Origin of the sequence: Luteimonas colneyensis, assembly GCF_014836665.1 — a bacterium.
Classification (GTDB): Bacteria; Pseudomonadota; Gammaproteobacteria; order Xanthomonadales; family Xanthomonadaceae; genus Luteimonas; species Luteimonas colneyensis.
In genome coordinates, this window is record NZ_JACSQJ010000009.1 from 1 (window position 1) to 18,884 (window position 18,884).

The window sequence follows — 18,884 nt, forward strand, 5'->3', positions numbered from 1 at the left end:
TGGCCGGCGGCCGGAAGTGGGAGCAGGACAGCGCAGATTCCGGCTGGGCATCCCCCCTGCGTCCGCGCCGGGCCGCCCGCAGCTTCCCGAAGCGCCCCTGCGTCCGCGCCGGGCCGCCCGCAGCTTCCCGAAGCGCCCCTGCGTCCGCGCCGGGTCAGCGCAGCCCGAACAGCACCAACGCGAACATTCTCCCCGGTTGGGCTAAGAACTTTTTTGTCAGCCCTTGAGGTACAGCAGCACCAGGCCGCCGATGATCGCGAGGTTGCTGATCGCGACGCCGCTCGGGCCGAAGGTCAGCCGGTACAGCAGCTGGCGCATGCGTGCGCCTTCGGGGTTGCGCATGGCGTCGCGGCGCAGCAGCGGATTCATCACGCGCGCCAGCGGGCCGAGCAACTGCCAGTTCAGCACCGCGATCGCCGCCAGCGCCAGCGCATAGGTCGGGACCAGGCTGTCGAAGCCGAAGGCCGCGGCCAGCGTCAGGCCCACCGCCAGCAGCGAGGTCCAGATGTAGGTGTGGTAGACGCGCAGGATGTCGGCGCGCTCGTCCTCGTCGTCGGCATAGGCGACGAGCATCTTCCGGCACAGCCAGGCAGTCACCAGGCCCGCGAGCAGGCCGCCGCCGAGTGCGCCGGCCGTGCCCAGCACGCCCTTGCCGAGCACGCCGCCGAGCACGCTGCCGCCGACCTTGGCGAAGCCCGCCGCCGCGGCCGGGCGGCTGAAGCCGAGCATCGCGGTGACGCCGACCGCGAACGCGGTGCCCGGGGCGGTGGCGCGCGCGAAGTCGCTGAAGCGCGACAGCAGGTCGCCGCGCAGGCTCTTGCGCGCGCGCGACAGGCGCTTGCGCACCGCGGCGTCGGACAGGCCGAGCAGCTCGGCCACCTGGCGCGAGTTCTGGCCCTCGCGGTAGTACAGCAGCAGCACTTCGCGGCTGTCCTCGGGCAGCTCGGAGATCAGCTCGGCCGCCATGCGCTCGCGCTCGGCGTCGATCAGCTGCTCCTCGGGCAGCAGCGAGGGATCGGCGGCGTGGCTGATCGCAATCTCGGCGGCCTCGCCGCCGATGGCCCGGTTGCGGTGGCGGCGCAGGTGGTCGAAGGCGAGGTTGCGGGTGATCTGGCGCAGCCAGGGCAGGAAGCTGGACGGGTTCTGCAGGCGCCGGAGGTTCTGCCAGGCCGAGAGGAAGGCCTCCTGGGCGATGTCCTCGCTGGCCGTGGGGTCGCGCGTGATCGCCAGGGCGACCGCGGTCACGGTGTTCTGGCTGGCGACGATGATGCGGGTATAGGCCTGCTCGCAGCCGCCGGCGGCGGCGGGCAGTTCGCGGTGGATCAGGGCGTCGATGGCGCAGGCGGTCATGGGCGGGTCGCGTGGCGGTGCCGGGCGGGCACCATCCTAGCCAGACGCGGCGGGGGGCGGAACGTGACCGATGGCCGGTGGCGGCGGTGCGGGGCGGCGATGGCCCATGCCGACCGGGGCGGGCCGGCTTTCGCCGGGCCCGGGGGCGTGGCTCAGGGTGCGGGCTCGCGCAGCCAGTCGCGGCCTTCGCGGCGCACCGCCAGGGTCTGTGCATCGCCGTCGCCGACGGCCACCTGCACGGTGCCGGCGCCGGAGCCGTCGGTGCTGTATCCGGAAACGGACACGGCCAGGCGGTCGCCGGTGCAGGCCGAGTCCGCCAGCACGTCGAGGCCGGCGGCGGCGAGTTCCCGCAGCGGTTCCGGCCCGGGATCGGCGCCGTCGATGGCCAGGCAGCCCCGGGTGGTGCCGGCCGCGGCCAGTTCGGCGCGCAGCAGGGTCGTCGCGAGGGCAGGCGGCGTCGCGACCGTGAAGGCCTCCTCGGGCAGGAACGCCACCTCCGGCATGCCGGGCAGGTCCTGTTGCGTGGCCGGAGCCGGCGCGACGGCCGGGCCATGGCCCGCGGCCGCGTCCGGGACGCCGGCGTCGTCGCGTCCGGCGCGCCAGGCCAGCAGCGCCAGCGCCGCGGTCACCGCCACGGCCAGCAGCAGGCCGTAGCGGAAGCGGCCGGCGCCGCGCGCGGGCTGCGCCGCCGCCTGCGTCGACGACGCGGGCGCGCCGGGCAGGAAGCTGTCGCCGCGCACCGGCGACTGCAGCAGGCCGGCTTCGCGCAGGATGCGTCGCGCCTCGGGCTGCTGGTCCGAGCGGATCACCCACACCGACGGTCGCGGCCCGCCGCCGCCTTCCTCGCGGTAGCTGAAGTTGCCGCGGATGGCGCCGCGGTAGGAGCGGCCGTTGTTGACGCGGACCTCGATGCCCGCGTCCTCGAGCATCCGGGCGACCGCTTCGACGTTCTCGATGCGGGGGCTGGAGAACACCTGGCGCACGGCGTCAGCTCCCGGTCGACGCCGGCGCGGCGGCCCCGCCAACGACGCGGATCATGCCTTCCTGGGCGGTGCTCGCGACCAGGCGGCCGTGGCGGTCGTAGATCAGGCCGCGCGCCAGTCCGCGCGAACCCTGCGCGCTCGGGCTGTCGATCGAGTACAGCAGCCAGTCGTCGGCGCGGAACGGGCGGTGGAACCACAGCGCGTGGTCGAGCGAGGCCATCTGCACGTTGGGCGTGTAGTAGCTGATGCCGTGCGGGAACGTGGCGGTGCCGAGCAGGTGGAAGTCGGAGGCGTAGGCCAGCAGCGCGCGGTGCAGCTCGGGCGCGTCGCCGACCTTCTCGGCCAGGCGGAACCACACCTGCTGGTAGGGCGGGCGCTTGGGCGGGTTGAGCTCGTCGCGCGGATAGACGTGGCGGAACTCGAAGGGGCCGCTGCGGTCGAGCCAGCGCTGCACCTTGGTCGGCAGCGTCGCCAGCACCTGTTCCGGGATCGCGTGCGCGGGCTCGATGTCCTCCGGCCGCGGCACCTCGGGCATCGACAGCTGGTGCTCGGCGCTGTCCTCGGCGTCCTGGAACGAGGCCGCGCAGAAGAAGATCACCTTGCCGTGCTGGATCGCGGTGACCCGGCGCACCGAGAAGCTGCCGCCGTCGCGGGTGCGGTCGACGTCGTAGACGATCGGATGCTCGATGTCGCCGGCGCGCAGGAAGTAGGCGTGCAGCGAGTGCGCGCCGCGCGGCTGGGTCAGCGTGGCCTGCGCGGCCGACAGCGCCTGGCCCAGCACCTGGCCGCCGAAGACGTACTTCGTGCCGATGTCGCGGCTCTGGCCGCGGAACAGGTTGTCCTCGAGGCGCTCGAGGGTGAGCAGTTCGAGGAGTTCGGAGGCCGGGGCGGGGGTGGCATTGGGCATCGGGCGATTATAGGCGCCAGGGTCCCGCCGACGCCGCTCACTGGCGCGGCAGGCGCTGCAGGGGCAGGTCGGCGGGGATGCGGTCCCAGGGGAACTGCGGGCCGGGGTCGCGCTTGCGGCGCACCCGGAGGGCAGGGTCGTCGCTCGCGGGGACGGACTCCGTGTCGAGGTCGTCGTGGCCGGCGATCCAGCGCAGCGCCGGCAGCTCCGCGCACAGCGCGCGCAGCAGGACCGCCAGCGCCTCGAGCTGCGTATCGGGATAGGACTCGTCCATCGCCTGGTGGCGCGAATCCAGCCAGTGCGGAAAGCGGCCGGTGTTCACCAGCTCGATGCCCACCGAGCGCGGATTGAAGCCGCGCACGTGGTGGGCGATGCGGGCAGGGTCGACCCAGCGCTCCACCGCGCCGTCGCGGTCGATGTACCAGTGGCCGCTGTTGCCGGTGCCGCTGGCCGGATACAGCACGCGCTCGCCGTACTCGCGCGCGGTGGCGAGATCGGGCAGTTCGGTGCAGTGGATGACCACCAGGTCCACCTGCGACGGCGGCCGCATGTCCAGCAGGCGTTCGTAGGGCAGGGGGTCGATGCGCACGTCGCGGCCCGGGCGGGAGACGGCGCGATGCTAGCATTCATGTTCCCCCGGCACCGGCGACACCATGAGCCTTCGCGGCCACTGCATCCTGTCCCATGGCTTCGAGAGCGGCCCCGACGCGACCAAGGTCACCGCGCTGGCCGAGGTGGCGCAGCGCCTCGGCTGGAGCCACGAGCGCCCCGACTACACCGCGTTCGACGCGAAGCTCGAGCTGGGCCGGCATGGCGACGTCGCCGCTCGCCTGGCGCACCTGCAGGCGCTGGCGTCCGCGCGTGCCGCGGAAGGCCCCGTGGTGCTGGCCGGATCGAGCCTCGGCGCCTGGGTGTCGGGCGCGGTCTCGCTGCAGCTGCCGGTGCGCGCGCTGTTCCTGATGGCGCCGCCGGTGAACCTCGCGGCGAAGCATCCGCTGCAGGCGGCTCCCGTTCCGACCGCCATCATCCATGGCTGGCGGGACGAGCTCATCCCGGCGACCGACGTGGTCGCCTGGGCGGCGCCGCGCGGCGACCGCCTGCTGCTGGTCGACGACGGCCACCGGCTGTCCGGCCACGTCGAAGCGTCCGCCGCGCTGTTCGCCGACCTGCTCGGGTCGCTGGCGCCGTGAAGTTCTTCGCGAGCTGCGGCAAGGGCCTCGAATACCTGCTGGCCGACGAGCTGGTCGCGCTCGGCTGCGAACGCGCCACCGCCACCGTGGCCGGCGTCAACGTCGAGGGCGAACTGCCCGACGCGCAGCGCGCGGTGATGTGGTCGCGCCTGGCCAGCCGGGTGCTGTGGCCGCTGGCCGAGTTCTACTGCGACAGCGAGGACGTGCTCTACCGCAACGTCTCTGCGCTGCCCTGGGTCGACCATCTGGCGCCCGGGCGCACGCTGGCGGTGGACGCCCGCGTGTCCGGCGATGCCATCACCCACGCGCGCTACGCAGCGCAGCGCGTCAAGGACGCGGTGGTCGACAGCCTGCGCGCCGAGACCGGCGAACGGCCGGACGTCGACCTGGAATCGCCGGACCTGCTGCTCAACCTGGTCGTGCGCAAGGGCCGCGCCGTGCTGTCGGTCGACCTCGGCGGCGGCGCGCTGCATCGCCGCGGCTGGCGCCGCTCGCAGGGCGATGCGCCGCTGAAGGAAACCCTGGCCGCGGCGGTGCTGCTGCGCGGCCACTGGCCTCAGGTGCACGCCGAGGGCGGCGCCCTGCTCGACCCGATGTGCGGCAGCGGCACCCTGCTGCTGGAAGGCGCGGCGATGGCCGCGGACGTCGCGCCGGGGCTCCTGCGCCACGGCGGCACGGTGCCCTCGCGCTGGAGCGGCTTCGACCTCGCCGCCTGGGACGCGCTGCGCGCCGAGGCGCTGCAGCGCGAGCGCGCCGGCCGCGAGGCCCTGCGCCCGGTGTTCTTCGGCAGCGACGTCGATCCCGCCGCCCTGCGCGCCGCGCGCGCGAACGCCGAAGCGGCCGGCTTCGCCGACGCCATGCAGTTCGACGAGCGCCAGGTCGCCGCGCTGCGGCCGATGCCGCAGGTGCGCGGCCTGGTGGCCAGCAACCCGCCCTACGATGCGCGCCTGGCGGCCGATGCCCAGCTCTACCGCGGCCTCGGCGACGCGCTCAGGCGCATCGCGCCGTACTGGCGCGCGAGCCTGCTGTGTGGCAGCCCCGAGCTCGCGCGCGCCACCGGCCTGCGCCCACAGAAGGTCTACCAGGTCTTCAACGGCGCGCTCGAGTGCGCGCTGCTGGTCGCCGACCCGGTGCAGCCGCCGCTGCGCGAGGACAGCGCACCGCGGCCGCTGGGTCCCGGCGCGCAGATGCTGGCCAACCGGCTGCGCAAGAACCTGCGCGCGTCGAAGGCCTGGCGGGTGCGTGAGGACGTGTCCTGCTATCGCGCCTACGACGCCGACCTGCCGGAGTACGCGGTCGCGATCGACGTCTATACCGAGGCCGACGATCCCGACGCGACCTGGCTGCACGTGCAGGAATACGCCGCGCCCGCCGACATCCCCGAGGCCGACGTGCGCCGCCGCTTCGGCGAGGTGCTGGCCGCCGCGCGCGAGGTGTTCGGCGTGCCGCGCGAGCGCATCGCCACCAAGGTCCGCGCGCGCGGCAAGGGCGGCAGCAAGTACGCAGGCGCCGGCGGCCCCGAGCGTCGCGGCGAGTACATCACCGTGCGCGAAGGCGCCGCGCGCCTGCGCGTGAACCTGTTCGACTACCTCGACACCGGCCTGTTCCTCGACCACCGCCCGCTGCGCGCGCGGCTGCAGCGCGAGGCGCGCGGCAAGCGCTTCCTCAACCTGTTCTGCTACACCGGCGCGGCCACCGTGCACGCCGCCGTGGGCGGCGCCGCCAGCACCACCAGCGTCGACCTGTCGGCGACCTACCTGCAGTGGGCCGCGGACAACCTGCGCGGCAACCGCGTCGACGGCCGCCCGCTCGGCGGCCAGGCGCACCGGATGGTGCAGGCCGACGCGGTCGCCTGGCTGGAGGCCGACGACGGCGACTACGACCTCGTGTTCTGCGATCCGCCGACGTTCTCGAACTCCGCGCGCGCCGACGACTTCGACATGCAGCGCCAGCACGTGCGCCTGCTCCAGGCCGCGGTGGCGCGGCTGTCGCCGCACGGCGTGCTGTACTTCTCCAACAATTACCGGCGCTTCCGGCTGGACGAGGAGGCGGTGGCGGCGTTCGCGGCCTGCGAGGACATCACCGCCGGGACGGTGCCGCCCGATTTCGCGCGCAACCCGCGGATCCACCGCGCCTGGCGCCTGCAGCGGCGCTGAGGGCGCCTGCGGGGGCCGCCGCCGGGCGGTCGCGACCGCCGGCACCGCAGCGTTGCAGGGGCGGGACTTCCGCGCCGGAGCCGCGGCACCATGATGGAGGGAGCCCCAGGAGGAGTCCGCCATGGCCACGACCCGCTTCGATTCCACCCGCGTGGTGCGCAAGGTGCGCGGCAGCGCCGCGTCCGACGGCGCCGGCGTCAAACTCACGCGCGTCATCGGCGGCCCCGGGCTGCCCGACCTCGACCCGTTCCTGCTGCTGGACGAGTTCGGCACCGACCGCGCCGAGGACTACATCGCCGGCTTCCCGGAGCATCCGCACCGCGGTTTCGAGACCGTGACCTACATGCTCGACGGCCGCATGCGCCATCGCGACAACCACGGCAACGAGGGCCTGCTGGTGCCCGGCAGCGTGCAGTGGATGACCGCCGGCCGCGGCCTGGTGCACTCGGAGATGCCCGAGCAGGAGGAAGGCCGCATGCGCGGCTTCCAGCTGTGGGTGAACCTGCCGGCGAAGGACAAGATGACCGAGCCGCGCTACCAGGAGTTCGCGCCCGAGCGCATCCCGCGGGCGCGTCCGGCCGCGGGCGTGGAGGTGCGCGTGGTCGCCGGCGAACTGGACGCGGGCGATGGCGGCCGCGTGCGCGGTCCGATCGAGCAGCCGGCGACGTCGCCGCTGTACCTCGACGCCACGCTGGAGGCCGGCGTCGCCTGGGAGCACCGGCTGCCCGAGGGCCACAACGCCTTCGCCTATGTCTTCGAGGGCGAGACCACGCTCGGTTCGGGTGACGAAGCCCGTGCCGTGGCCAGCCAGGAGCTGGCGATCCTCGGCGGCGGCGACCTGCTGCGCATCCAGGCCGGCACCGCGGGTGCGCGCGTGCTGCTCATCGCCGGGCGGCCGCTGCGCGAACCGGTGGCGCGTCACGGGCCGTTCGTGATGAACACGCGGCAGGAACTCATGCAGGCCTTCGTCGACTTCCAGGAAGGCCGCTTCTGATCGCTGCGGGTCAGTCCACCGCCGCCGGCTCGCGGCCCAGCCAGCCGTAGATACCGCCGCCGACCACTGCGCCCAGCAGCGGCGCCACCCAGAACAGCCACAGCTGGCCCATCGCCCCGGAGCCTGCGAACAACGCCACCGCGGTCGAGCGCGCCGGGTTCACCGAAGTGTTGGTGACCGGGATGCTGATCAGGTGGATCAGGGTGAGCGCCAGGCCAATGGCCACCGGGGCCAGCGCCGCGGGTGCGTGGCCGTGGGTCGCGCCCATGATCACGACCACGAACATCGCGGTGAGCACCACTTCGCACAGCGCGGCGGCGACCAGCGGATAGCCGCCCGGCGACAGCGCGCCGTAGCCGTTGCTCGCGAAGGCGCCCGCGGCCGCGGGGTCGATCGAGAACCCCGGGTTGCCGCTGGCGATGAGGTACAGGATCCAGCCTGCGAAGGCGCCACCGGCCACCTGGGCGATGATGTAGGGCACGAGCGCCGACACCGGGAAGCGGCCGCCGGCCCACAGGCCCACGCTGACCGCCGGATTGAAGTGCGCGCCGGAAATGTGGCCGAAGGCATAGGCGCCGGTCAGCACCGTCAGGCCGAAGGCCAGCGCGACGCCGTGGAAACCGATCCCCAGCGGATTGCCGTCGCCGCCGAAGTGCGCGGCGAGCACGGCGCTGCCGCAACCGCCAAGGACCAGCCAGAACGTGCCGATGAACTCGGCCGCGAGTTTCCTGATCATGTTGCCCCCTCGATATCGGGCGGCCGGGCTGGCCGCCCTCCCCGGGGGAAACGCTAACTCCGGGCAGGCCCGGAGATGTTCGCGCCGCGTTAAGCCGGCGCCGGCCGGATCAGTTGATCGAGAGGCGGACGTCGTCGAAGCGCAGCGTTTCAGCCAGGGACATCGCCTGCGACATGTCCTGCTCGTTGGTCGCGCGCGCCGAGATGTGGGCGACGTGCCTGGAATCGAGTTCGACCAGGGTCTCGCGCACCTCGATGCCGACGCTGCCGGAGAGCTCGCTGCGGTACCACCAGTTCGGGTCGCCGTCGATCCGGGCTTCCTGGATGCGGTTGGCGCGTCGCGGCTTGAACGGCGCGTCGTCGGTGATCATCACCGCCAGCACCTGGTGCCCGTCGCTCTCGCGGATGGCCTTGCAGAAGGTGTAGCCGTCGCCGTCGAGCCGTTCCCATGCCGTGCCGCTGTTGGCCGGCAGCGTCGGGCAACTGCTCGACGACTGGGCATGGGCAGTGCCCGCCAAAAGCAGGATGGCCGTGGCCAGCAGAGTCTTCGCTTTCATGATGTCCCCCTGGGCAGCGCCTGAACATGCGCCCCGTCTTCTGGAGAGTGTCTGGTGCGGCGCGTCAAAATCCGTGATGGAGTTCACGCTTTGCGGACCGAATGCGAGGTTTCCCGCGGATCCAGGCCCCGACGGCCGCCGGCGTGATGCCAGCGGCGGACCGTGCGCGGGTCACGCAGGGAAGTGGCTGACGGTGAGCGTGGCGCGGCCATCCGCGTCGAAGCGCACGTCGTAGCGGCCGCCGTAGACGCTTTCGTCGATCGGGTCGACCTCGCAGCCGCACAGGGCGGCGACGATGCCGGGCACGGTGTTGCTGTGGCCGACCACCAGCACGAAGCCGCTGTCGTTGGCGCGGCGCAGCTGCCTGGCGAATTCTTCTGCGGGGAGCGCGGCGTCATAGGTCCGCACGTCCAGTCCGTGAGCCTGCGCCGCAGGTGCCGCGGTCTGGCGGGTGCGCCGGAAGTCGCTGGACCAGGCCGCGACCAGCGGCTCGTCGCGCAGCGCCGCGGCCAACGCGCGGGCGCGTGCGTGGCCGGCATCGGACAGCTCCGGATCGCGCGCGGTATCGCTGGCCTTCTCGGCGTGGCGCACGACCACGATGGTCAACGGCGTAGGCGGGGGTCCGACGATGCCCACGGGCCCGGTGGCGAAGGAGGCCGGCGATGCGGCCGCGACGAAGGCCAGGGTGGCGAGGAGGGCGCTGCGCATGGGGCTACAGCATACGCCGCGATTCATGCCCCGCCGTGCCCGGTCCCGCGCAGCTCCGCGTCCAGCGCCGCCAGCCGCGCGGGCGTGCCGACGTCGGTCCAGCGGCCGCGGTGGTGTTCGCCCGTCACCCGTGACCGCGCCATGGCCGCGCGCAGCAGCGGCGCGAGCTTGAAGCGCGGCGGGGTGTCGCCGGCGCCGGTTGCGTCGCCGATCACGTCGCGCCAGCGGTCGAACAACGACGGCCGGTACACGCCGATGCCGGCGAAGGTGAGCCGTTCGGCGCCCTCGCTGGAGACGGTGCCGCCTGCGTCGAGCGCGAAGTCGCCGCCGCGGTTGTGCTCCGGGCTGTCGACCAGCACCAGGGGCGCGGCGCCGCGCGGCGACGCCGGCAGTCGCGCGAAGTCGAAGTCGGCCCAGACATCGCCGTTGACCGCGATGAAGGGGGCGTCGCCGAGCAGGCTCAGCGCCTGCCACATGCCGCCGCCGGTCTCCAGCGGCGTCGGCCCTTCGTAGGAGTAGTCGATGCGCAGGCCCCAGCGCGCGCCGTCGCCCAATGCCAGCGGGAAGCGGTCGGCCAGCCACGACGTATTGACCACGACGTCGCGCACGCCGATCGCCGCCAGCTTCTCGAGGTGCCAGGCGAGCAGCGGCTTGCCGCCCACGGCCAGCAGCGGCTTGGGCGTGGTGTCGGTCAGCGGACGCATGCGCTCGCCGAGCCCGGCCGCAAGGACCAGCGCCTTCACGTCGCCGCGCCTGGCCGCTCGCCGGCGACGGCCAGGGCCGGACGCACGTGGCGATCGAGCACTCCGGCGAGCGGCGCGAGCTCCGGGTGCCGCGGCAGCGCTTCGTCGAGATAGGCGAGGAAGCGCGGCGCATCGGCGATGTATTTCGGTTTTCCGTCGCGGTGCTTCAGCCGAGCGAAGATGCCGAGCACCTTCAGGTGGCGCTGGATGCCGATCAGGCGGGCATCGCGCAGGAAGCGTTCGGGCGCCGCCGGGACCGGCACGCCGGCGTCGCGGGCACGGGCGTGGTAGCGCAGCAGCCATGCGTCCACGCGTGCGGGCGGCCAGCTCAGGAACGCGTCCTTGAACAGGCTGGTCGCGTCGTAGGCCACCGGCCCCGCCACGGCGTCCTGGAAATCGAGCACGGCCAGCCCATCGGCCGCCGGCATCAGGTTGCGCGGCATGTAGTCGCGATGCACCAGCACCCGCGGCTGCGCAAGGGCGGCATCGACGAGCACGCGGTAGGCGAGGTCGAGCGCCTCGAGGTCGCCGCAGTCCAGCGTGGCGCCGAGATGGCGTCCCAGGAACCAGTCGTCGAACAGGCGCAGTTCGCGGCCGAGCAGGGCCTCGTCGTAGCGCGGCAGGTCGTCGGGCGCGGGGATGGCCTGGATGCGCAGGAGCTGGTCGATGGCGGCGTCGAAGTGCGCATCGGCGTTGCCGGCGTCGATCACGTGCAGAAGGGTGTCCACGCCGAGGTCCTCGAGCAGCAGGAAGCCGCGCTCGACGTCGCGCGCGAGCACCCGCGGCACCCGCACGCCGCCGCGCTCGAAGAGCTCGTGCATGCGCAGCCAGGGGCGCACGTCCTCCAGCGCCGGTGGCGAATCCATCACCACCAGGCTGTCGTGGCCCGGGGCGGTGGCGCGCCAGTAGCTGCGGAACCCGGCATCGGCCGAGGCACGCGCAAGCGCCAGCTCCGGCTGCCCGGTGGCGGCGCGGGCCCAGTCGTCGCGCTCGCCGGCGCGGGGGTCTTCGGTGGCGGTGCTCATGCGGTCTCCGGGCCGGCGGGGCGGCGTCGCGCACAGGGTAAACTGCGGGCTTCCCGTACAACACCACAGGTCCGCCGCACCATGACCCAGCTGCAACCCGTGCTCCTGTCCGGAGGCTCCGGCACGCGGCTCTGGCCGCTCTCGCGCGAGGCCTATCCGAAGCAGTTCCTGGCGCTGTCGGGCGACCGCACCATGCTGCAGGACACCTGGCTGCGGGTGGCGCCGCTGGCGACGCTGGCGCCGATCGTGGTCGCGAACGAAGAGCACCGGTTCCTGGCCGGCGAACAGCTGCGCCAGGCCGGCGTGGACGGCGCGGCGATCGTGCTCGAGCCGGTCGGCCGCAACACGGCGCCGGCGATCGCCGCGGCCGCGCTGCAGGCCATGGCCGGCGGCGCCGATCCGCTGCTGCTGGTGCTGCCGTCCGACCACGTCGTGCGCGACGCTCCTGCCTTCCAGGCGGCCGTGCGCGAGGCGATGCCGGCAGCGGAGTCCGGTGCGCTGGTGACCTTCGGCATCGTGCCCGAGGCGGCCGAGACCGGCTTCGGCTACATCCAGGCGGGGGCGGGCCAGGCGGGGGCGGGCCAGGCGGGCGAAGGCGTGCGCGAGGTGCTGCGCTTCGTCGAGAAGCCCGACGCCGCCACCGCGCAGGCCTATGTCGACGACGGCGGCTACTACTGGAACAGCGGCATGTTCCTGTTCCGGGCCTCGCGCTACCTCGAGGAGCTCGGCCTCTTCCGCCCGGACATGCTCGATGCGGTGCGCGCTGCGTTCGACGGCGCCGCGCGCGACGGCGACTTCGTGCGCCTGGGCAAGGACGCCTTCGCCGCCGCGCCCTCGGATTCTATCGACTACGCGGTGATGGAGAAGACCGACCGCGCGATGGTGCTGCCGGTGGACATCGGCTGGAACGACGTCGGCTCGTGGTCGGCGCTGTGGGCGGTGAGCGAGCAGGACGCCGACGGCAACGCGCACAACGGCGAGGTCATCGCCGTCGACAGCCACGGCAGCTACGTCTGGTCGCGGCGCATGGTGGCCCTGGTCGGCGTCGACGACCTGGTGGTGGTCGAGACCGACGACGCGGTGCTGGTCGCCGCCAAGGACCGCGTGCAGCAGGTCAAGGACGTGGTCGCGCGGCTGAAGGCCGACGACCGCAGCCACGCCGTGCTCCACCGCGAGGTGCATCGCCCCTGGGGCAGCTACGACTCGATCGATCAGGACGAGGGATTCCAGGTCAAGCGCATCAAGGTCAAGCCCGGCGGGCGGCTCTCCCTGCAGTCCCACAGGTGCCGCGCCGAACACTGGATCGTGGTCCGCGGCACCGCGCGCGTCACCCGCGACAACGATGTCTTCGAACTGCATGCCAACCAGTCGACCTACATCCCGCTGGGCGCGAAGCACCGGCTGGAAAACCCGGGCAGCGAAGTGCTGGAGCTGATCGAGGTGCAGTCGGGCGACTACCTGGGCGAGGACGACATCGTCCGCTACGAAGACGTCTACGGGCGCTCGTGAGCGACGCGGGCGCGATCGACCGGCAGCTCGACCGCCTCGAGGCGGAGAGCCTGCACATCCTGCGCGAGGTCGCCGGCCAGTGCCGCCGGCCGGTGATGCTGTATTCGATCGGCAAGGACAGCTCGGTGCTGCTGCACCTGCTGCTGAAGGCCTTCGCGCCGGCGAAGCCGCCGATCCCGCTGCTGCACGTCGACACCACGTGGAAGTTCCGCGAGATGATCGCCTTCCGCGACCAGCGCGCGGCGGACACCGGCGTGGACCTGCGCGTGCACATCAATCCCGACGGCGTGCGCGAGGGCATCGGCCCGCAGAGCCACGGCGCCAGCCGCCACACCGAGGTGATGAAGACGCTGGCGCTGAAGCAGGCCCTGGCCGCGGGTGCGTACGACGCCGCGATCGGCGGCGCGCGCCGCGACGAGGAGAAGTCGCGCGCCAAGGAGCGCGTGTTCTCCTTCCGCGACGGCAACCAGCGCTGGGATCCGCGCCGGCAGCGCCCGGAGCTCTGGAACCTGTACAACGCGCGGGTCAATCCCGGCGAGAGCACGCGCGTGTTCCCGCTGTCGAACTGGACCGAGCTGGACGTCTGGCGCTACATCCGCCGCGAAGGCATCCCGGTAGTGCCGCTGTATTTCGCCGCCGAGCGCCCGGTGGTGGAACGCGACGGCACCCTGGTGATGGTCGACGACGACCGCTTCCGGCTGCGCGAGGGCGAGGCGCCCGCGATGCGCCGCGTGCGCTTCCGCACCCTCGGCTGCTACCCGCTGACCGGCGCGGTGGAATCCGATGCCGCCGACCTCGACGCGATCATCGCCGAGATGGAAGCCGGGACGCAGTCCGAGCGCGCCGGCCGCCTGATCGACCACGCCGAGGGCGATTCGATGGAGAAGAAGAAGCGCGAGGGCTACTTCTGATGGCGCGCGATTTCCTGCGCATCGTCGCCTGCGGCAGCGTCGACGACGGCAAGAGCACCCTGATCGGCCGCCTGCTCGCCGAGGCCGGGCGCGTGCCCGACGACGAGCGCGCCGCGCTCGCGAAGGCCAGCGCGACCCACGGCACGCGCGGCGGCGACATCGACTACGCGCTGCTGCTCGACGGCCTGGAGGCCGAGCGCGAGCAGGGCATCACCATCGACGTCGCCTGGCGCCACCTGGACACGCCGCGCCGCCGCTTCCTGATCGCCGACTGCCCCGGGCACGTGCAGTACACGCGCAACATGGCCACCGGCGCCTCGGTCGCCGACCTCGCGATCGTGCTGGTCGACGCCACCCGCGGGCTGCTGCCGCAGACCTTCCGCCACACCGCCATCGCCTCGATGTTCGGCGTGCGCCACGTGCTGCTGGCGGTGAACAAGATGGACCGCGTCGGCCACGACCGGGCGGTGTTCGAGGCCATCGCCGATGCCTACCGCGCGCACGCCGGGAAGCTCGGCATCGCCGACGTCGCGGTGATCCCGCTGGCCGCCGCCACGGGCGCCAACGTCACCACGCCCGCGCGCGACGCCATGCCCTGGTACCCCGGCCCGACGGTGCTGGAACACCTCGAATCGGTGGTGGTCACGCCGCGCGGCGCCGGCCTCCCGGCGCGGCTGCCGGTGCAGCTGGTGCTGCGCGACGGCGACGGCGGCCGCTGGCTGGCCGGGACCCTGGCCTCCGGCACGCTGCGCCCGGGCGATGCCATGCGCATCGAGCCCGACGGCGTGGCCGCGACCGTGGCGGCGCTGCGCCGCTCGGGCGAGTCCGCCGCGGAAGCCCACGCGGGCGAAGCGGTCTCGGTGCGGCTGGCCGAGGACGTCGACGCCGCGCGCGGCGACGTGCTGGCCGCCGCGTCCGCGCCGCTGGCCGCCACCGACCAGTTCGTCGCCGACCTGCTGTGGTTCGACGAGGCCGCGCTGCTGCCCGGTCGCCGCTACCAGCTGCAGGCCGGTACCCGCGTCGTCGGCGCGCGCGTGGGCGAGATCAAGCACCTGCTGGATCCGGAGACCCTGCAGCCGCTGGCCGCCAAGCGCCTCGAGGCCAACGACATCGGCGAAGTCGCGCTGGCGCTGGATGCGCCGATTCCCTATGCGCCCCATGCCGAAGAGCCGGCGCTGGGCAGCTTCATCCTGGTCGACATGCTCACGCGCGCCACCGTCGGCGCCGGCATGGTCCGCCACGGCCTGCGCCGCGCCGACAACCTGCATTGGCAGGCGCTGGACGTCACGCCCGCGGTGCGCGCCGGGCTCAAGGGCCAGCGTCCGCGCTGCGTCTGGTTCACCGGGTTGTCGGGCGCCGGCAAGTCGACCATCGCCAACCTGGTGGAGCGCGGCCTGGTCGCGCGCGGCTGCCACACCTACCTGCTCGACGGCGACAACGTGCGCCACGGCCTCAACCGCGACCTCGGCTTCACCGAAGAAGATCGCGTGGAGAACGTGCGCCGCGTCGCCCACGTCGCGCGGCTGATGACCGATGCCGGCCTGATCGTGCTGGTGAGCTTCATCTCGCCGTTCCGCGCCGAGCGCGCCGCGGCGCGCGCGCTGTTCGACGACGGCGACTTCATCGAAGTGTTCGTGGACACGCCGCTGGCCGAAGCCGAGCGGCGCGACGTCAAGGGCCTGTACGCCAAGGCCCGCCGTGGCGACCTCCCCAACTTCACCGGCATCGACTCGCCCTACGAGGTGCCGGAGGCGGCGGAGCTGGTGCTGGACACGATGGCCGAAGGCGCGGACGCGCTGGCCGGGCGCGTCATCGACCTGCTGCTCGCCTGAGCGCGGCAGGCCGCCTGCGCCCGGACCAGGGCGACGCCATTGAAAAGGCCGGGGCATGCCCGGCCTTTCCGTCGCTCCGCCAGCGCCGTCAGCGCCTGCGCCGCCGGCCGTTCACCGTTTCCGCGATGAACAGGATCACGATCGCGCCGATCAGCGACGCGATGAAGCCGACCTTCTCGCCGTCCGCATACCAGCCCAGCAGGCGCCCGACCCAGCCGGCCAGGAGCGCGCCGACGATGCCGAGGACGACCGTGAGGATGATGCCGATGTCCTGCTTGCCGGGCTTGATCAGGCGCGCCAGCACGCCGACCACGAAGCCCACCAGGATGATCCAGAGCCAGCTGCTGCCGCCGAACACACCTTCCATTGCCGCCCCCTTCGAGTCGATGAGGTCGGGAGCTTAACAGGCCCCGGGGCGGCGCCAGTGGGCGACCGCCCCGTGTCGCGGTCAGCAGCAGCCGTGGTCGCCGTGGCGCGTGCCGCTGTCGGCCGCGACCGCGGAGCCGGTGGTTTCGCCGCGGCTGCTCGCCGCCTGGTGCGCCGCGATCACGTGGGCCACGCAGGCGGTGACCCGCTTGCCCATGTCGATGTGCAGGAATTCGTTGGGGCCGTGTGCGTTGGAGTGCGGGCCGAGCACGCCGGTGATCATGAACTGCGCGCCGGGGAACTTCTCGCCGAGCATGCCCATGAACGGGATCGAGCCGCCTTCGCCCATGTACATCGCGGGCCGGCCGTAGAAGGCCTGGCTGGCGGCGTCCACCGCGCTTTCCAGCCACGTTGCCATCGCCGGGGCGTTCCAGCCCGAGGAGGCCTTCTCGAGCTCGAGGCTGACCTTGGCGCCGTTCGGCGGATTGCGCAGCAGCGCTTCCTGCAGCAGCTCGCCGGCGCGCTTGCCGTCGAGCGTGGGCGGCAGGCGCAGCGACAGCTTCACCGCGGTATGCGGGCGCAGCACGTTGCCGGCCGACTCGAGCACAGGCATGCCGCCGATGCCGGTGACCGACAGCGCCGGGCGCCAGGTGCGGTTGAGCACGAGTTCGGTGAGCTCGTCGCTCATCGGGGTCATGCCCGGCAGGAAGGGGAACTTGTCGAACACGGCCGTGTCGAGCACCTCGGCGCACTTCTCCGCCTGCTGCAGGCGTTCGGCCGGGATCTCGACGTGCAGGCCTTCGAGCAGGATGCGGCCGGTCTTCTCGTCCTCGATGCGCGACAGCAGCTGGCGCAGCAGGCGGAAGCTCGACGGCACCACGCCCGAGGCGTCGCCCGAATGCACGCCTTCCTCCAGCACCTTCACGGTGAAGTTGCCGCCGGCCAGGCCGCGCAGCGAGGTGGTGCACCAGAGCTGGTCGTAGTTGCCGCAGCCCGAGTCCAGGCACACCACCAGCGACGGCTGGCCGATGCGGTCGGCGAGGTGGTCGACGTAGGCGGGCAGGTCGTAGCTGCCGGACTCCTCGCAGGCCTCGATCAGCACCACGCAGCGCGCGTGCGGCAGCTTCTGCTCCTGCAGCGCCATGATCGCGGCCAGCGAGCCATAGATGGCGTAGCCGTCGTCGGCGCCGCCGCGGCCGTAGAGCTTGCCGTCGCGCAGCACCGGCTTCCAGGGGCCAAGGTCCTCGTCCCAGCCGGTCATCTCCGGCTGCTTGTCGAGGTGGCCGTAGAGCAGCACGCAGTCGTCGGCGTTGCCGCCGTTGGCCGCCGGGATGTCGATGAAGATCAGCGGCGTGCGGCCTTCCAGGCGGATCACCTCGAGCTGCATGCCGGGGATGTCCTGTGCGCGCGCCCAGCCTTCCATCAGGCGCACCGCGTCCTCCATGTAGCCGTTGGCGACCCAGTCGGCGTCGAACATCGGCGACTTGTTGGGGATGCGGATGTATTCCACCAGCTGCGGCACGATCTCGTCGTCCCACTTGGCGGAGACGAAGCGTTCGGCGCGGGTCGGGTCAAGCAGGCTGGTGTCCATGGGGGATATCCGGGTTGTGCGGTGGACCCGTGATTCTACGCCGCCCGCGTCGGCCTTTCCGGACAGCCCGTGGCGCCGGCGACTGGCAGGCCGGCGGGCATTGCGGCGATGCCGCGGCCCCGGGAACGCGTCGGAGACTGGCCGCGCCGGTGCCAGGAAGGCCCCGGCGGTCAACGGAATCCACAACGCAAGGAGAGCGCCATGAAGCCCCTGAAATCCGTGCTTGCCCCCGTGCTGCTGTCGCTGCTGATGGCCGGCAGCGCCTTCGCCAGCGAGAAGGTCAACATCAACACCGCCGACGCCGCGACCATCGAGCGGGTCATGGTCAACATCGGCATGTCCAAGGCCGAGGCCATCGTCGCCTACCGCAAGGCCAACGGCGCCTTCAAGAGCGCCGACGAGCTGGTCAAGGTCAAGGGCGTGGGCCTGAAGACGGTGGAGCGCAACCGCGACCGGATCGTGGTGGGTGGCGGCGCGGCGGGCAAGCCGGCGGCCGCAGCCCGGCCCGCGGCGAAGTCCGCGGCCACGGGTGCGCCCGGCAAGTCCTGACGCCCGGGAATGCATCCGGCGCAGGGACGCGCCGGGAGGGCGGTGGCGCGGCGCGACATCGCGTGCCGTGTCCCCGGCCATGGACGAGGTCCGGGACGCATGGAGGCGTCCCGCGCCTCGTGCACGGCTACACTTCTCGGATGCGCAGCGACGTCGATTCCGTGCGGCATCTCCCCGCGTGCGGGTACCGGCGCCTGCGCTGGCGCAACGGCCTCGGCTGGACGCGGGAGATCCATGCGGCCGGGTCAGAGGGTCCGGGCGGGGATGGCTGGGACTGGCGGCTGTCGATCGCCGAGATCGAGGCCGATGCCGCGTACTCGGCCTTCCCCGGCACCGATCGCGAGCAGGTGCTGCTATCGGGCGATGGCCTGGTGCTGGACTTCGGCCACGGCGACCTGCGACCGCTGCTGCCGCCGCACGGCCGCCAGCGCTTCGGCGGCGAGGTCCCGGTCACCGCGCGCCTGCAGTCAGGCCGGGCCGAGGTGTTCAACCTGATGTGGCGTCCCGCACGCGCTGCACCGCGGCTGTGGCACCGCCCGCTGGTGGGGTCGATGCTGCTGTTCGCCGAACCCGGGGACTGCTGGGCGGTGCACGTCATGGCCGGCCAGGCGATGCTGGATGGCGGACGCGCGGCGCCGCTGCTCGAGCGCGGTGACAGCGTCCTGCTCGACGCCTCGCACGCGCGCAGCCGGCACATGCTGGAAGGCAGCGGCGAGCTGCTGCTGGTGCAGGTCGCGGCGGGCTCCGGTGCCGGCGCCGGCGTCGCTCAATAGACGTC

At 72.9% G+C, this 18,884-nt stretch carries 19 protein-coding genes; 8 read left to right on the top strand and 11 right to left on the bottom strand.

Annotated elements, in window-relative coordinates:
* Positions 1–216: 216 nt before the first annotated feature.
* The 4 genes from H9645_RS13010 to H9645_RS13025 form a co-directional block, all read right to left on the bottom strand.
* Positions 217–1,350 (bottom strand): RNA polymerase sigma factor, encoded by a 1,134-nt coding sequence (locus tag H9645_RS13010; protein WP_191730117.1) that lies wholly within the window; start codon positions 1,348–1,350, stop codon positions 217–219.
* Positions 1,351–1,502: 152 nt separating this feature from the next.
* Positions 1,503–2,333 carry a putative signal transducing protein gene (locus H9645_RS13015; protein WP_191730118.1) on the bottom strand — a complete coding sequence of 277 codons (831 nt, stop codon included), beginning with the start codon at positions 2,331–2,333 and terminating at the stop codon, positions 1,503–1,505.
* Between the two features lie 4 nt (positions 2,334–2,337).
* Positions 2,338–3,240, bottom strand: coding sequence for an acyl-CoA thioesterase II (tesB, locus tag H9645_RS13020; RefSeq protein ID WP_191730119.1), 903 nt, complete (start codon positions 3,238–3,240; stop codon positions 2,338–2,340).
* Between the two features lie 37 nt (positions 3,241–3,277).
* Positions 3,278–3,790 carry an N-acetylmuramoyl-L-alanine amidase gene (locus tag H9645_RS13025; RefSeq protein WP_191730222.1) on the bottom strand — a complete coding sequence of 171 codons (513 nt, stop codon included), beginning with the start codon at positions 3,788–3,790 and terminating at the stop codon, positions 3,278–3,280.
* A gap of 103 nt (positions 3,791–3,893) precedes the next feature.
* Here H9645_RS13025 and H9645_RS13030 point away from each other — a divergent pair, with 103 nt between their 5' ends.
* From H9645_RS13030 to H9645_RS13040, 3 genes are all read left to right on the top strand, one after another.
* A complete protein-coding gene (locus H9645_RS13030) occupies positions 3,894–4,430 on the top strand; it encodes an alpha/beta family hydrolase (protein ID WP_191730120.1) in 537 nt (178 codons plus the stop codon).
* Positions 4,427–6,586 carry a bifunctional 23S rRNA (guanine(2069)-N(7))-methyltransferase RlmK/23S rRNA (guanine(2445)-N(2))-methyltransferase RlmL gene (gene rlmKL / locus H9645_RS13035; RefSeq protein ID WP_191730121.1) on the top strand — a complete coding sequence of 720 codons (2,160 nt, stop codon included), beginning with the start codon at positions 4,427–4,429 and terminating at the stop codon, positions 6,584–6,586. The genes H9645_RS13030 and rlmKL overlap by 4 nt, the downstream gene beginning before the upstream one ends.
* A gap of 121 nt (positions 6,587–6,707) precedes the next feature.
* Positions 6,708–7,580, top strand: coding sequence for a pirin family protein (locus tag H9645_RS13040; protein ID WP_191730122.1), 873 nt, complete (start codon positions 6,708–6,710; stop codon positions 7,578–7,580).
* Positions 7,581–7,590: 10 nt separating this feature from the next.
* On the opposite strand, the gene aqpZ is transcribed toward H9645_RS13040, so the two are convergent.
* The 5 genes from aqpZ to H9645_RS13065 form a co-directional block, all read right to left on the bottom strand.
* On the bottom strand, positions 7,591–8,316 hold the full coding sequence (gene aqpZ, locus H9645_RS13045) for an aquaporin Z (RefSeq protein WP_191730123.1): 726 nt from the start codon (positions 8,314–8,316) through the stop codon (positions 7,591–7,593).
* 109 nt (positions 8,317–8,425) lie between these two features.
* Entirely contained in the window at positions 8,426–8,872 is a 447-nt protein-coding gene (locus tag H9645_RS13050) for a hypothetical protein (protein ID WP_189497016.1), read from the bottom strand.
* Positions 8,873–9,043: 171 nt separating this feature from the next.
* Complete coding sequence (locus tag H9645_RS13055; protein ID WP_191730124.1) at positions 9,044–9,580, bottom strand: SixA phosphatase family protein; 537 nt, start codon at positions 9,578–9,580, stop codon at positions 9,044–9,046.
* 23 nt (positions 9,581–9,603) lie between these two features.
* Positions 9,604–10,323, bottom strand: coding sequence for an N-acetylmuramate alpha-1-phosphate uridylyltransferase MurU (gene murU / locus H9645_RS13060; protein WP_191730125.1), 720 nt, complete (start codon positions 10,321–10,323; stop codon positions 9,604–9,606).
* Complete coding sequence (locus tag H9645_RS13065; RefSeq protein WP_191730126.1) at positions 10,320–11,348, bottom strand: aminoglycoside phosphotransferase family protein; 1,029 nt, start codon at positions 11,346–11,348, stop codon at positions 10,320–10,322. The genes murU and H9645_RS13065 overlap by 4 nt, the downstream gene beginning before the upstream one ends.
* A gap of 81 nt (positions 11,349–11,429) precedes the next feature.
* On the opposite strand from H9645_RS13065, the gene H9645_RS13070 reads away from it, so the two are divergent.
* Genes H9645_RS13070 through cysC form a run of 3 tightly spaced genes read left to right on the top strand, consistent with a single transcriptional unit; the run spans position 11,430 to position 15,600 of the window.
* Positions 11,430–12,857, top strand: a complete 1,428-nt coding sequence (locus H9645_RS13070; RefSeq protein WP_191730127.1) for a mannose-1-phosphate guanylyltransferase/mannose-6-phosphate isomerase — start codon at positions 11,430–11,432, stop codon at positions 12,855–12,857.
* On the top strand, positions 12,854–13,768 hold the full coding sequence (gene cysD / locus H9645_RS13075) for a sulfate adenylyltransferase subunit CysD (protein WP_229823257.1): 915 nt from the start codon (positions 12,854–12,856) through the stop codon (positions 13,766–13,768). Before H9645_RS13070 ends, cysD begins: the two co-directional genes overlap by 4 nt.
* A complete protein-coding gene (gene cysC / locus H9645_RS13080) occupies positions 13,768–15,600 on the top strand; it encodes an adenylyl-sulfate kinase (protein ID WP_191730128.1) in 1,833 nt (610 codons plus the stop codon). Before cysD ends, cysC begins: the two co-directional genes overlap by 1 nt.
* 88 nt (positions 15,601–15,688) lie before the next feature.
* Here cysC and H9645_RS13085 read toward each other — a convergent pair whose 3' ends face one another.
* Together H9645_RS13085 and H9645_RS13090 are read right to left on the bottom strand one after the other, a co-directional pair.
* Positions 15,689–15,967 carry a GlsB/YeaQ/YmgE family stress response membrane protein gene (locus H9645_RS13085; protein WP_191730129.1) on the bottom strand — a complete coding sequence of 93 codons (279 nt, stop codon included), beginning with the start codon at positions 15,965–15,967 and terminating at the stop codon, positions 15,689–15,691.
* Positions 15,968–16,048: 81 nt separating this feature from the next.
* Positions 16,049–17,557, bottom strand: a complete 1,509-nt coding sequence (locus H9645_RS13090) for a M20 family metallopeptidase (protein ID WP_191730130.1) — start codon at positions 17,555–17,557, stop codon at positions 16,049–16,051.
* A gap of 201 nt (positions 17,558–17,758) precedes the next feature.
* Here H9645_RS13090 and H9645_RS13095 point away from each other — a divergent pair, with 201 nt between their 5' ends.
* Both H9645_RS13095 and H9645_RS13100 read left to right on the top strand, forming a co-directional pair.
* Positions 17,759–18,106, top strand: a complete 348-nt coding sequence (locus H9645_RS13095; protein WP_191730131.1) for a ComEA family DNA-binding protein — start codon at positions 17,759–17,761, stop codon at positions 18,104–18,106.
* A 140-nt stretch (positions 18,107–18,246) separates the two neighbouring features.
* Positions 18,247–18,879: a HutD/Ves family protein gene (locus H9645_RS13100; RefSeq protein WP_191730132.1), complete on the top strand. Its 633-nt coding sequence runs from the start codon at positions 18,247–18,249 to the stop codon at positions 18,877–18,879.
* Positions 18,880–18,884: the final 5 nt, after the last annotated feature.